This window comes from Buchnera aphidicola (Panaphis juglandis) (genome assembly GCF_964059065.1).
Lineage (GTDB): Bacteria > Pseudomonadota > Gammaproteobacteria > Enterobacterales > Enterobacteriaceae > Buchnera_L > Buchnera_L aphidicola_AM.
This window is the reverse complement of record NZ_OZ060378.1, coordinates 258,451-271,720: the sequence shown is the minus strand read 5'-3', so window position 1 is coordinate 271,720 and position 13,270 is coordinate 258,451. Positions and strand designations below refer to the sequence as shown.

Annotated in this window: 14 protein-coding genes and 3 tRNA genes; 8 read left to right on the top strand and 9 right to left on the bottom strand. The window is 22.8% G+C overall.

The features are described 5' to 3' along the window. Positions 1-14: 14 nt before the first annotated feature. The 8 genes from AB4W46_RS01275 to AB4W46_RS01240 all read right to left on the bottom strand — a co-directional run bounded on the left by AB4W46_RS01275 (position 15) and on the right by AB4W46_RS01240 (position 5,661). Positions 15-998 (bottom strand): DNA polymerase III subunit delta' C-terminal domain-containing protein, encoded by a 984-nt coding sequence (locus tag AB4W46_RS01275; RefSeq protein ID WP_367678361.1) that lies wholly within the window; start codon positions 996-998, stop codon positions 15-17. Then, positions 995-1,651, bottom strand: coding sequence for a dTMP kinase (tmk, locus tag AB4W46_RS01270; RefSeq protein WP_367678360.1), 657 nt, complete (start codon positions 1,649-1,651; stop codon positions 995-997). Before tmk ends, AB4W46_RS01275 begins: the two co-directional genes overlap by 4 nt. A 14-nt stretch (positions 1,652-1,665) precedes the next feature. Beyond that, positions 1,666-1,908, bottom strand: coding sequence for an acyl carrier protein (locus AB4W46_RS01265; protein WP_367678359.1), 243 nt, complete (start codon positions 1,906-1,908; stop codon positions 1,666-1,668). A gap of 96 nt (positions 1,909-2,004) precedes the next feature. Further along, positions 2,005-2,739, bottom strand: coding sequence for a 3-oxoacyl-ACP reductase FabG (gene fabG, locus AB4W46_RS01260; protein WP_367678696.1), 735 nt, complete (start codon positions 2,737-2,739; stop codon positions 2,005-2,007). Then, positions 2,735-3,661, bottom strand: a complete 927-nt coding sequence (locus AB4W46_RS01255) for an acyltransferase domain-containing protein (RefSeq protein ID WP_367678358.1) — start codon at positions 3,659-3,661, stop codon at positions 2,735-2,737. Before AB4W46_RS01255 ends, fabG begins: the two co-directional genes overlap by 5 nt. Before the next feature lie 121 nt (positions 3,662-3,782). Beyond that, positions 3,783-3,977: a 50S ribosomal protein L32 gene (rpmF, locus tag AB4W46_RS01250; protein WP_367678357.1), complete on the bottom strand. Its 195-nt coding sequence runs from the start codon at positions 3,975-3,977 to the stop codon at positions 3,783-3,785. A gap of 93 nt (positions 3,978-4,070) precedes the next feature. After that, complete coding sequence (locus tag AB4W46_RS01245; RefSeq protein WP_367678356.1) at positions 4,071-5,021, bottom strand: RluA family pseudouridine synthase; 951 nt, start codon at positions 5,019-5,021, stop codon at positions 4,071-4,073. 552 nt (positions 5,022-5,573) lie between these two features. Then, positions 5,574-5,661 (bottom strand) — tRNA-Ser (locus tag AB4W46_RS01240). A gap of 196 nt (positions 5,662-5,857) precedes the next feature. On the opposite strand from AB4W46_RS01240, the gene AB4W46_RS01235 reads away from it, so the two are divergent. Together AB4W46_RS01235 and AB4W46_RS01230 are read left to right on the top strand one after the other, a co-directional pair. Then, positions 5,858-5,928: transfer RNA gene (locus tag AB4W46_RS01235), tRNA-Cys, on the top strand. A gap of 21 nt (positions 5,929-5,949) precedes the next feature. Then, positions 5,950-6,033: transfer RNA gene (locus AB4W46_RS01230), tRNA-Leu, on the top strand. A 17-nt stretch (positions 6,034-6,050) separates the two neighbouring features. Here AB4W46_RS01230 and rsmC read toward each other — a convergent pair. Further along, entirely contained in the window at positions 6,051-7,058 is a 1,008-nt protein-coding gene (gene rsmC / locus AB4W46_RS01225; protein WP_367678355.1) for a 16S rRNA (guanine(1207)-N(2))-methyltransferase RsmC, read from the bottom strand. A gap of 128 nt (positions 7,059-7,186) precedes the next feature. Between rsmC and minC the strand changes: the two genes are divergently transcribed. From minC to leuC, 6 genes are all read left to right on the top strand, one after another. Further along, on the top strand, positions 7,187-7,903 hold the full coding sequence (gene minC / locus AB4W46_RS01220; protein WP_367678354.1) for a septum site-determining protein MinC: 717 nt from the start codon (positions 7,187-7,189) through the stop codon (positions 7,901-7,903). A gap of 29 nt (positions 7,904-7,932) precedes the next feature. Further along, a complete protein-coding gene (gene minD / locus AB4W46_RS01215; RefSeq protein WP_367678353.1) occupies positions 7,933-8,742 on the top strand; it encodes a septum site-determining protein MinD in 810 nt (269 codons plus the stop codon). After that, positions 8,702-8,998 carry a cell division topological specificity factor MinE gene (minE, locus tag AB4W46_RS01210; protein ID WP_367678352.1) on the top strand — a complete coding sequence of 99 codons (297 nt, stop codon included), beginning with the start codon at positions 8,702-8,704 and terminating at the stop codon, positions 8,996-8,998. The genes minD and minE overlap by 41 nt, the downstream gene beginning before the upstream one ends. Before the next feature lie 118 nt (positions 8,999-9,116). After that, the gene (leuA, locus tag AB4W46_RS01205; RefSeq protein ID WP_367678351.1) at positions 9,117-10,664 is read left to right on the top strand and encodes a 2-isopropylmalate synthase; all 1,548 of its coding nucleotides are present in this window, start codon (positions 9,117-9,119) and stop codon (positions 10,662-10,664) included. Positions 10,665-10,772: 108 nt separating this feature from the next. Further along, positions 10,773-11,867, top strand: a complete 1,095-nt coding sequence (leuB, locus tag AB4W46_RS01200; RefSeq protein ID WP_367678350.1) for a 3-isopropylmalate dehydrogenase — start codon at positions 10,773-10,775, stop codon at positions 11,865-11,867. A gap of 1 nt (position 11,868) precedes the next feature. Further along, positions 11,869-13,269: a 3-isopropylmalate dehydratase large subunit gene (gene leuC / locus AB4W46_RS01195; protein WP_367678349.1), complete on the top strand. Its 1,401-nt coding sequence runs from the start codon at positions 11,869-11,871 to the stop codon at positions 13,267-13,269. The last annotated feature ends 1 nt before the right edge of the window (position 13,270 follow it).

Genomic DNA, 13,270 nt, shown 5'->3' with positions numbered 1-13,270 from the left:
AATGATGAAATAATTTAGATTTTATGATTAATTATGTCCCATTTTAATAAGTTTTTTACTATTAAAAATTCTATATGAAGGTTTTTTATATTACGTAATTGATATTTACATACTATCCATGATTTTAAAATTAAATAAAGTTCATCATATGAATATTTTTTAGACAATTGATTAATTAATTCCATATAATTTATATTAATTAGAAATAAAAAACATTTTTTTTGAAATTTCATTGCGTCTAATAATAGTAAAATTATCCAATGAATCTTTATAAGAATATTGTCTTCGGTTAAGAATGACAAAAGTATTAAAAAATTATTATTATTTAACGCATAAAAGATTTTTTTATATAAATTTTTACGATTCATCCAATATTTTTTTTGTAATGCTTGTTTTGTTAAAAAAGGATCATAATTATTAATTCGTAGTTCAATCAAAGATAATTCTTTTGAAGATTTTGTATAATTTATCAACCAATTTAAAATTTTATTTTCATTTGGTGTTGAAAAAAGATATGATAGACATCGACTTTTCAATATAGGATATACAGTGGTTTGAATGTCATTACCAATAAAAAAAAATGTATTTTTTGGAGGTTCTTCTATGATTTTTAATAATATGTTTATTCCAGATTCTGTGAGTTTAGAATATTGTGGTATCCATAGTATTTTTTTTCCTTTTTGTTGTTGAGTATTTTGAATAGAATGCAATATATTTCGAATATATTCAATTTCTAGATTTTTATTTTTTTGATTTAAATATATAATGTATAAATTAGGGTGTTTTCTATTTTTTGTTAAATAACATCCTTGACATTTGTTACAGAAATTAAAACCGTTTTTTTTATTACATAGTATCCATCTAATAATAGCAAATATAGTATAAAAGGTATTTTGAATATTATATGATTCGAAAAGAATAGCATGATGTAATTTTTTTTTCTTATAATATGAAATAATTTTTTTATATATATTTTCTAACCAGGGATAATGTGTCATTTATATTTCTTTAACCACTCAGTAAATTGATTAATAATATCATGATGCACAATATTTATTTTTAAATTTGCATTAATAAAAATTTTTTTATTTATTTTAGATAACATTTTTAAATACATATTTCGTGTTCTTATAAAGAATTCTAAATTTTTTTTCTCAATGAAATCTAATTGATTTCTAAATAAAATACGATGCAATGCTTTTTTTGGTTGAATATCTAAATATATAGTTAAATCTGGAGTTAATTTCCCTACTATCATTTTTTTTAAAAAAAATATATGTTTTTTATTTATTTTAAATCCTCCACCTTGATATGCTAATGATGACAAATCATGACGATCTGCAATAACCCATATATTTTTTTTTAATGATGGTTGGATTTTGTTTTTTATTAGCTGCATTCTTGCAGCATAAATTAATAATAGGAGGGTTTTTTGATGTAGAGTTTCATATGGACAATGATTTTTTATAATTTTCCTGATTTTTTCTGATAATGGAGTACTACCAGGTTCACGTACAATAATATTTTTAATTTGATTTTTATCTAGTTTATGTTTAATAATTTGACATGCATTGGTTTTCCCTGAACCGTCAATACCTTCTACAACAATAAATTTACTTTTTTTATGATTTTTATTCTTCATTTCATGCATTGTTTTAAAAAATCTTATATATGTTGTTTTAGTTTATGAATACATTCTATTATATCTTTTAGATAAACAAATTTTTCAATATCTGTATCAGAAATTTCAATATTGAATTCTTCTTCTATAGTCATTACAATTTCGATAATATCCAGTGAATCTATTTTTAAATCGTCTTTTAAATTAGTATTTTCTTTAAGATTTAAAATATTAATTTCTAATATTTTAGAAATAATTTTTTTAGTTCTTTTTTTGATAGTATTCATAGGCGAATTTTAATATCTAAAGTAGTGGTTTTATAAAGTATATATTTTTATATTACATGTATAATTTAATAATTAATATTTTTATTTTTATAAATATTAATTCATATACATTCCTCCATTAATATGGAGAGTTTGTCCAGTGATATATGAAGCTTCTTCTGAAGATAAAAATAATATTGCTGCTGCAATATCATTTGCTTTACCAAATTTTCCCATAGGTATGCTTAACAAGTATTTTTTTTTTTTTTTTTGATGAATATTTTTTGTCATCCCAGAATCTATAAAACCTGGAGCAATAACGTTAGATGTGATACCATACTTTGCTACTTCTAGTGCTAAAGTTTTATTGAATCCAATTATTCCTGATTTTGTTGTTGCATAATTAATTTGTCCAATATTACCAATGCTACCAGAAATTGATCCTAAAGTGATTATTCTACCATACTTTTTTTTCATCATATATTTAATAACTTGTTGGGATATATAAAATACTGATGTTAAATTAGTTTCTAAAACATTATTCCAGTTTTTATAATTCATATTTATTAACAGTTGATCGTGATTAATGGCAGCATTGTTGATCAGTATATCAATTTTACCAAATTCTGTATAAATGTTTTTTATATTTTGTGATACCTTAAAAGTATCATTTATATTTAAAATAATTCCAAATCCATTATTTTTTAGTTGTTTATTGATAATATTTTTTCCTTGAATACTTCTTGATGTTCCAATAACAAATATATTTTTTGAAGACAATTTTTTTATTATTGTTTTACCAATACCTCGATTTGCTCCAGTTACAATTGCAATTTTTTTATTAGTACTAATCATAATGGTTATTTAATAGTTGTAAAATATAATTTATATTTTTTATTGAATTGATTGATATGAATTTTTTATTATTTTTTTTTTTATATGTCCTTGTTAGGAAATCATTAGTACCAACTTCTAATATAATATCAGATTTTGATATAATAAATTTCATTGTTTTTTCCCATTGAACAGGTTTAAAAAGTTGTTCTATTAAAGATTTTCTTATTGTATGTTTTGATTTATATTGTGTTGTTGATGTACTACTAATAATAGGGTACTGAGTATTTTTAATATTAATTTTTTTTAATTTTTTGGATAAATTTCTTCTTATTTTTTTCATAATAGAGCAATGTGCAGCAATTGAGATCGGTAGCTTAATAGTATATTTTGCTCCCATTTTTTTACACGCAATGATTGTATTTTCTACTGATTTTTTATGTCCAGAAATTACAATTTGTTTATTTGTATTTATAGCTGCAATATTTACTATTTTATTTTTTGAATATTTTTTACATATATTTAAAATTTTTTTTTTTTCTAAACCAACAATCATATTCATTTGTAATTTATTTTTTAAACTTTGTTTATTCATCATTAATTCTCTTTTATGAACCAATTTTATAGCATCTGAAAATTTAATTGCATTACTACATACTAAAGCAGAATATTCACCTAAACTATGACCAGAAGCAATTATTGGTTTTATACCACTTATTTTTATCCAAAATCTATACAATGCTACTGAAGAAATAAAGGTAATCGATTGTATATACTGATGATGTTTTTTATTAACATTATTTTTATTTTTTATCATATTCCACATATTATTTTTTAAATATTCTGATGCTTCATAAAATGTATTTTTTATAATATGGTTATATTGATTTAAATTTATTAAGTGACATGGTTTTTGTAAACCTTGTCCTGGAAATATCATCGATACATTAATCATATTGATTTGAAATTAAAATTATTATTTAGTAAATGTTTTTTGAATTATATAGTATTTAAATATTTAACATAAATATGATGTACATATTTATGCTAATATAAATTTATTAATTTTTTTTACTTTTTTTTTTATTTGTTTGTAAGATTTTTTTACCTTTATAGAACATTTTTTTTGTTATGTTATGTCTAATATGTGTTTCTTGACTAAATTTATCTTTTGATAATAATGTTATTTTAAGATTATCATGAGATCTTCGCATTCCTCTTTTTGATCGTGTTGGTTTACTTTTTTGAACTGCCATATAGTATTTCCTTTATTAAAATATTTTATTTTTATATTAAGAATATAGTAATATTAAGATTTTAAGTTTTAAAAAAATGATAATAAAATATTATTATATTTTAAAATCATTTACATGTTTTTTAAAACGATTACTAATTGGAGCATGAATTAAACACTTTTGAAAATTTTTAGGATGTTGGAATTTAATACTTAAAGCATGTAGTAATAATTTTTTTTTTTTATATTTTTTATCAATATTATTGTCTAGAATGTAATTTCCATAAATGGGATCAAAAATAATTGGATGACCAATATATGAAGCATGTACTCTTATTTGATGTGTACGTCCAGTTTTTGGAGTAATATAAACTATTGTACTGGATTTTAGTTTTTTTTTTACTTTAAAAATACTAATAGATTTTTTACCATCATTATTAACAGAAATAATTTTTTTTTTATTTTTTATGATTTTTTTTTTTAGTGGTGTTTTAATAACTAGATTTTTATTTTTTAGATGTCCATGTAATAAAGCAAAATATTGTTTTTGGATTTCATTGTTTCGGAATTGTTCATGTAAACTTCTTAAAGCCATTTTTTTTTTTGCTAACATTAAAACACCAGAAGTATCTCGATCAATTCGATGTATTAATTCTAAAAAATGACATTCTGGTTTTAAGTATCTAAAAATTTCAATAATTCCAAATTTTAATCCACTACCTCCATGAACTGCTATTCCAGAAGGTTTATTAATAATTAACAAATAATCATCTTCATATAGAATACATGATAATAGTTTTTTTTTTAATTTTTTATTTAACATATGAGAAATGTTACTAGTATTTTTTAATTTCAAGATATCAGGATATGATAATATGTCTCCTGATTTTAATTTATAATATGGTAAAATTTTTTTTTGATTAATTTTAATAAAACCTTTTCTAATTAGTTTATATAATAAGTTTTTTTTAGTTTTTTGAAATTTAGAACATATGAAATTATCAATTCTTTGATCTTTCGTTTCATGAGAAATATGTAATGTAGAAACATTATTTTTAATATTCATTTCTCTTCATATAAATTTTAATTTTTAATATTTAACAGTATATAATTAAATATTTTATAATTTAAATATCATTAATTATTTAATAATATATTGGATATATTATATTTTAATGTATTTAATCATATGAATTTAAATTCATAATGGTTTTTAAATATTAAAATATTATTCAATTCAATAAAAATGTAATTTTTTATGCATCATGAATATTTTTTAAAATAATGTATTTTATTTGGATACTATTACTATAAATTTATAGTATATTATTAATTATATATGATTTTATTGAATGATATTTATATAATTTTTAATAAAAAATAAATTTTTGATATATTATATGTATTTAAAATTATAATTTTTTTATTTTTTTATTTTTTATTGAACAAATTTATATCGTAATGTTAATTTGAAAATTTATTTTATAATTTATTCTTTTTTAAGAATAAATTTTAAATTTTAAATATTTTATTATAGGATAATAAGATAAATTTTATTTTATCATAAAAATAAAATATATTATTTATTATTAAATTAATCCATATAATTTTTATAAATTGGAGGAGGAGAGATTCGAACTCTCGGATAAGTAGTACTCATCGGCGGTTTTCAAGACCGCTGCCTTAAACCACTCGGCCACCCCTCCAAAATATTTCAAATATTAAAATTAAATATTTTAAAATTAATTTCAATAAATAACATTCATATTATTATATAATATGAATAAATTGTAAAGAATTATTAATGATTCTTATTATGATATTACATAAAAATTTTAAAAAATAATTGGACAATATTTATAATAACGTTTAAAATAAAACATATGATTTGATAAATCATGTGGCGCGTTGACAGATTGGTGATGTGACGGACTGCAAATCCGTATAATCTGGTTCAATTCCAGAACGCGCCTTAAATAAATTAAAAAATCTTTGCCCGGATGGTGAAATCGGTAAACACAAGGGACTTAAAATCCCTCGGCGTAAAAGCTTTGCGGGTTCGATTCCCGCTCCGGGTATTATTAATAATAAAATTTTATTTATAAATTGATTGATAAACATTGAAGTGTTTTTTTTTAATTAAAATTTTGTAATTACCAAATGTTTTATTTAATATTTTTTTACATGATATATTTGAATGTAAAACAATTCTTAATTCACCTTTTTTATATAAAAATTTTTTTGATTCTTTAATAATTTTATAAATAATATTTAAATTATTTCCATTATTATAATGAGTTGGTGGGTTAGAAATAATTAAATTAAATTTATTTTTAACATTGGAAAATATATTACTGTAATATACATTACCTGATATTTTATTTTTAATTAAATTATATTTACTGCATATTAATGCAGTACTATTATTATCTACAAGTGTAATTTTTAAATTTTGAGATATTTTTTTCATTGCTATAGATAATATTCCTGATCCCGATCCGATGTCTAGTACTTCTCCTTTAATTTTTTTATTAAAAGTATCAATTAAAGTCATGCTTCCAAAATCAATATTTTTATATCCGAAAATTCCAGGTAATGTCATAATTTTAAAATTAAATAATTCATGTTGATGAAAATATTTTTTTAATTGAAATATTATTTTTTTTTTAATTTTTCCATAATATAAAGAACATTTTTTTTGGTAATCAATTTTTACCCATTCTATAATATTATGGAACATTTTTTTTATACTGTTGATTCCTAATTTATTTTTACCAACTACAAAAATTTCACTATTAGTATCCAATATTGATAATAAATATTTTAACTGAAATATGGATTCATTTTTATTTTTAAACCAAAAAAATACTAATATTTTACAATTTAATATGAAGGATTTTTTAGGAAGCATTCTAAATGAATAATTATCATTATGAATATTATTAATGATTTTTTTATCATAGTATTTTTGTAAATGAATTTTGTTATTTTTATTATTAAAATAATGAAAAATATTATCATGAATATTTCCAGAAAAAAGAATCGTTTTATCTTGAATATTATTTAAATTTTTGATTACCACCTTACTTTCATCAATTAACATAAATATATATAACCTATTTTTTATACTATTATGGTTTAATAACCCTATTAAATGTAAAAAAATTATATTAAAAATAATTATAATAATTTTCTCATATTAATATGATAATATTAAATAAGTAAATAATGATGATAAATATGTCATGTATGTTAAAAAAACAACCGATTGAATTTAAAAGTAGTGTTCTTACATGTCTCATGTTGTATATTAATAGTAATGCCGTAGATATGGTTCAACATGCAATATTAAAAAAAATAAAAGAAGCTCCTAGATTTTTTAATAACGCTTCAGTAATTTTAAATGTTCAAAATTTAACAGATTCTGTAGAATGGGAAGAAATGTATAAAGCAATCATAAATACTAGAATCAAAATAATTGGTGTTGATGATAACATGAAATATATAGTAAAAAAAAAAATTATAAAATCAGGTATACCGATTTTATCAAAAAATAAAAAAATTATTGAAAAAAGAGAATTATACTATAAAAATATTTGTAATCAAAATCATAAATTACTTCAAACTAAAGTAATTACTGTTCCGGTACGTTCAGGACAAAAGATTTATGTTCATAAATCTGATTTAATCATTATTAATAATGTTAATACTGGTGCAGAATTGATTGCAGACGGTAATATTTATATTTTTGGAATAATGAGAGGCCGTGTTTTAGCTGGGGTAAATGGAGATAAAACAAAAAATATTTTTTGTACCAATTTTTTTGCTGAATTGGTTTCAATAGCAGGAGAGTATTTATTAATAGATCAAATTGAACCTAATTTTATAGGACGCGGAGTGCGTATTTTTTTTAAAAATGATATTCTATCCATGATGTTATTATCATAAATTTAAATTTATTGGCTTGGAATAAATATATGTCGCGTATTATTACAGTTACATCAGGTAAAGGTGGTGTTGGAAAAACTACTTCCAGTGCAGCAATAGCAACAGGTCTTGCAAAAAATGGTAAAAAGACTATAGTAATTGATTTTGATATTGGCTTAAGAAATTTAGATTTAATTATGGGTTGTGAGAGACGTGTTGTATACGATTTAATTAATGTGATTGAAGGCGATGCTACTATTAATCAAGCTATTATAAAAGATAAATATACTGATAATTTATTTATTTTACCTGCTTCACAAACACGAAACAAAAGTTCTTTAACAAAAAATGGAGTTCATTTAATTTTAAATAAATTGTTAGATATGAATTTTCAGTTTATTATTTGTGATTCTCCTGCTGGGATTGAAAATGGTGCAGTTTTAGCAATATATTTTGCTGATGAAGCAATTATCGTGACTAATCCTGAAGTATCTTCTGTTCGTGATTCTGATCGAATGTTAGGGATTATTTCTTCTTATTCAAGAAGATCTGAAAAAAATTTATCACCAGTAAAAGAATTTTTACTATTGAATAGATATAATCCAGTTCGTGTGAATCAAGGAGATATGTTAAGTATGAATGATGTATTAGATATTCTTCGAATTCCATTAATTGGAGTTATACCAGAAGATGCTTCGGTATTGAAAGCATCAAATCAAGGAGAATCAATTATTTTAAATCATCATTCTCAAGCAGGACAAGCATATCTTGATACTGTAAACAGACTACTCGGAAAAAAATGTAAATTTAGATTTTTAAATGAAAAAAAAAATTTTTTTAAAAGATTATTTTGGAGATAAACAAGTGTCATTATTAGATTTTTTTTTATCTCGACGTAAAAATACAGCATCTATTGCAAAAAAAAGATTAAATATCATTTTTGAAAAAAAAAATAATATAATAGATACTAAAAGTTTTCTATCTTTAAAAAATGAACTATTGTTAATAATAAATAAATATATAAACCATACACCTAATATGCTTTCTTGTACAATGCATAAAAATACTTCACATAATTTTATTATAGAAATTAATTTATTAACCTATAAAAATTAATTTTATAAACAGTATTATTGAATAATATAATGAATTTTATGAAAATATAATAAATTTTTAATTATTAAAATATTTAATTTTTTATATTAAATATTTTATATTTAATTTTGGAAAAATAATGAGCGAAAAAATTATTATTTTTGATACGTCTTTACGAGATGGAGAACAATCATTACAAGCTAGTTTAAGTGTAAGAGAAAAATTAAAAATTGCATTTGCATTAGAACGAATGAAAGTTGACATAATGGAAGTTGGTTTTCCAATTTCTTCTCCAGGAGATTTTAATTCTGTCAGAGAAATATCAAAAAATATTAAAAATACAAAAATATGTAGTTTAGCACGTTGTCTTGATCAAGATATTGATGTTGCTGCAGATGCGATGTCAGTATTAAAAGATTTTAGGATTCATATTTTTTTAGGAACTTCACATTTACACATGAAATATAAATTAAAAAAAAAATTTGATGATATTTTAAATATGGCAATACGTTCTATTAAAAGAGCTAAACGCTATACTAATGACATTCAATTTTCTTGCGAAGATGCAGGTCGTACTTCTATGGATAATTTATGTAAGATTGTTGAACAAGTTATTCATCATGGAGCAACTACTATAAATATTCCAGATACTGTAGGTTATACATTGCCTAATCAATTTGGTGATATTATTCATACCTTATATGAAAGAGTCCCAAATATTGATCAAGCAGTTGTTTCAGTACATTGTCATAATGATTTAGGTATGGCTGTAGGGAATTCCATTTCTGCTATTCTTTCTGGTGCTAGACAAGTAGAAGGAACAATTAATGGTATTGGTGAAAGAGCAGGAAATGCTGCTTTAGAAGAAATTATTATGGCTATTATATCAAGAAAAGATATTCTTAAAGTACATACTACTGTTGAAAGTAAAGAAATATATAATACAAGTAAAATTATTAGTAAAATTTGTAACATTCCAATACCAAATAATAAAGCTATTGTTGGGAAAAATGCTTTTTCACATTCATCTGGTATACATCAAGATGGTGTTTTAAAAAATAGAAAAAATTATGAAATCATTTCTCCAAAAACAATTGGTTGGAAAAATGTTCAATTCAATTTAACTTCTCGATCAGGAAGAGCAGCGGTACGGCATCGAATGAAAAATATGGGGTATAAAGATAATGAATACGATATTAATAAATTATATGAATCATTTTTAAAATTAGCTGATAAAAAAGGTCAAGTATTTGATTATGATTTAGAATCTTTAGCATTTATTAAAAATCAAAACAAAAATTCAGAATATTTTCGATTACAAGATTTTAATGTACAATCTAACTGTAATGGATACTCATCAGCATTAGTAAAATTAATTTGTGGAAAAAAAATTGTGATAAAATCAGCTACTACTAATAATGGATCAGTTGATGCTGTATATCAAGCACTACATAAAATTTCTGGTTATTCTATATTCTTAAAAAATTTTCAATTGATTGCAAAAGGTCAAGGAAAAGAAACATTAGGTCAAGTAGATATCATTGTAAAATATAATAATCGTACTTTTCATGGATTAGGCTTGTCAACAGATATTATTGAATCTTCAGCAAAAGCTATGATAAATGTTTTAAACAGCATTTGGAGATCAAAACAAGTATCATTAAAATTCAAGAAACTAGAATCATAAATTATTTTATTCAAATTATATGTTTTTATTAACAAAATTATTTATGTATTAATTCATACATATAAAACTCATAATATTGTATAAATTAACTCTAAAAAAGTATATTATATGAAAAAAAACTTTTTTTTATCCGTTTTACCCGGTGATGGTATTGGACCAGAAGTTATGCGAGAAGCATATAAAATTTTAAATATATTGAAAAAAAAATGCTTCTTAAATTTAATTATTAATGAATATGATATTGGAGGAATTGCTATAGATAAACATGGTATTGCTTTACCTGAAAAAACATTAACGGGTTGTAAAAATTCTGATGCTATTTTATTGGGTTCTGTTGGTGGTCCAAAATGGCAATTTCTTCCAGATGTTCAACAACCTGAACGTGGAGCATTACTTCCTCTGAGAAAATATTTTAATTTATTTGCTAATATTCGACCTTCAATATTATATAAAGAGTTAAGTGATTTATCTCCTTTACGTGATGATCGTCTTGATTCTGGAATAGATATATTATGTGTTAGAGAATTAATTAGCGGAATATATTTTGGAAAATCTGGTTGTACTTTTGATCATCATAACCAAAAATATGCTTTTGATACAGAATTATATTATGAATCTGAAATAGAACGAATTACACATATAGCATTTAAAATTGCTTTAAAAAGAAAAAAATATGTTATTTCAATTGATAAATCTAATGTATTGAAAAGTTCAAAATTATGGCGTAAAACTGTTGATAAAGTCTCTAAAAAATACCCTAATGTAAAAGTATCACATTTATACATTGATAATGCTGTAATGCAGATTATTAATAATCCTAGTCAATTTGATGTGATTTTATGTTCCAATTTATTTGGAGATATTTTGTCAGATGCTTGCGCCATGATTACAGGTTCTATTGGAATGTTGGCATCAGCTAGTTTAAATGAAAAAGGTTTTGGTTTATATGAACCAGCTGGAGGGTCGGCTCCAGATATTCAAGGTAAAAACATAGCAAATCCTATTGCTCAAATTTTATCTGTTGCATTATTATTACGATATAGTATGAAATTATATGATTTATCAGATGCTATTTATGAATCTGTAAAAAATACATTAAAAAAAGGTTACAGAACATATGATATCAGAAATAATAATCAGGATTATTTAACAACACAACAAATGGGTGATATAATTTCCCAAAATTTAATTAAAGAGATATAATATGGGAAAAACATTATATGAAAAACTATATGATAACCATGTAGTTTATCATGATTCAGATTATACATCAATTTTATATGTCGATTTGCATTTACTTCATGAAGTAACATCTCCTCAAGCATTTAGTGGTTTACGATTAAAAAAACGTAAAATTAGATGTAATCACAAAATACTTGCAACTATGGATCATAATGTTTCAACAAGAACTAATAATATTCAATTATTAGATCATATGGCTAGAACGCAAATACAAACATTATCAAATAATTGTGATGAATTTAATATTCCATTATATGATTTAAATCATGAAAAACAAGGTATTGTACATGTTGTTGGTCCAGAACAAGGATTAACGCTGCCAGGTATGTTAATTGTATGTGGTGATTCTCATACTTCAACACATGGAGCATTTGGTGCATTATCATTTGGAATAGGAACATCAGAAGTAGAGCATGTGTTAGCAACACAAACAATTCAACAAAAACGTTTTAAAAACATGAAGATTGATATTTGTGGTACATTAAATTCTTATATTAGCGCTAAAGATATTATTTTATTTATTATTAGTAAAATTGGTGTTTCTGGTGGTTCAGGATATGTGATTGAATTTTGTGGTAGTGTTATTTCTCAATTAAGCATGGAAAGTCGAATGACAATATGTAACATGGCAATTGAAATGGGTGCAAAATCAGGAATCATCGCTCCTGATGAAATTACTATTAAATATCTAAAAAATAAAACATTTGCTCCAAAGAAAAAAAATTGGAATTTAGCAATAAAACACTGGAAAAAATTAAGATCAGACTCTGATGCTATTTTTGATAAATATTTTAAAATTGATATTAGTAATATTGCCCCACAAGTAACATGGGGAACTAATCCAAGTCAATGCATATCTATTGATATGCCTATTCCTAACTTAAAAACGTCTCAAAATTCTGAACAAAATATTACTAATGAAAAGTCTCTTTCATATATGGGGTTAAAACCAGGGATATTTTTAACAGATATTTCAATTAATAAAGTATTTATTGGTTCCTGTACAAATTCCAGAATAGAAGATTTAAGATCAGCTGCAAATATTATTAATAATATGCACGTACATAAAACAGTACAAGCAATTGTTGTACCAGGTTCAAAAGTAGTAAAAAAACAAGCTGAAAAAGAAGGATTAGATAAAATATTTATTAATGCAGGTTTTGAATGGAGATTACCTGGTTGTTCAATGTGTTTAGGGATGAATGATGATCAATTAAAAACAGGCGATCGTTGTGCATCTACTAGTAATAGAAATTTTGAACATCGTCAAGGTTGCAATAGTAGAACGCATTTATTAAGTCCATCTATGGCAGCTGCAGCAGCAATTTTTGGAAAATTTTATGATATTAGAAAATTAACATAAA

Bases quoted from the DNA above. Each gene is read 5' to 3' on its own strand.
- AB4W46_RS01275 (WP_367678361.1), bottom strand. From the start codon at position 998: ATGACACATTATCCCTGGTTAGAAAATATATATAAAAAAATTATTTCA.
- AB4W46_RS01245 (WP_367678356.1), bottom strand. From the start codon at position 5,021: ATGAATATTAAAAATAATGTTTCTACATTACATATTTCTCATGAAACG.
- AB4W46_RS01265 (WP_367678359.1), bottom strand. From the start codon at position 1,908: ATGAATACTATCAAAAAAAGAACTAAAAAAATTATTTCTAAAATATTA.
- AB4W46_RS01255 (WP_367678358.1), bottom strand. From the start codon at position 3,661: ATGATATTTCCAGGACAAGGTTTACAAAAACCATGTCACTTAATAAAT.
- tmk (WP_367678360.1), bottom strand. From the start codon at position 1,651: ATGCATGAAATGAAGAATAAAAATCATAAAAAAAGTAAATTTATTGTT.
- rpmF (WP_367678357.1), bottom strand. From the start codon at position 3,977: ATGGCAGTTCAAAAAAGTAAACCAACACGATCAAAAAGAGGAATGCGA.
- leuA (WP_367678351.1), top strand. From the start codon at position 9,117: ATGAGCGAAAAAATTATTATTTTTGATACGTCTTTACGAGATGGAGAA.
- minE (WP_367678352.1), top strand. From the start codon at position 8,702: ATGAAAAAAAAAATTTTTTTAAAAGATTATTTTGGAGATAAACAAGTG.
- leuC (WP_367678349.1), top strand. From the start codon at position 11,869: ATGGGAAAAACATTATATGAAAAACTATATGATAACCATGTAGTTTAT.
- minD (WP_367678353.1), top strand. From the start codon at position 7,933: ATGTCGCGTATTATTACAGTTACATCAGGTAAAGGTGGTGTTGGAAAA.
- minC (WP_367678354.1), top strand. From the start codon at position 7,187: ATGATAAATATGTCATGTATGTTAAAAAAACAACCGATTGAATTTAAA.
- rsmC (WP_367678355.1), bottom strand. From the start codon at position 7,058: ATGTTAATTGATGAAAGTAAGGTGGTAATCAAAAATTTAAATAATATT.
- leuB (WP_367678350.1), top strand. From the start codon at position 10,773: ATGAAAAAAAACTTTTTTTTATCCGTTTTACCCGGTGATGGTATTGGA.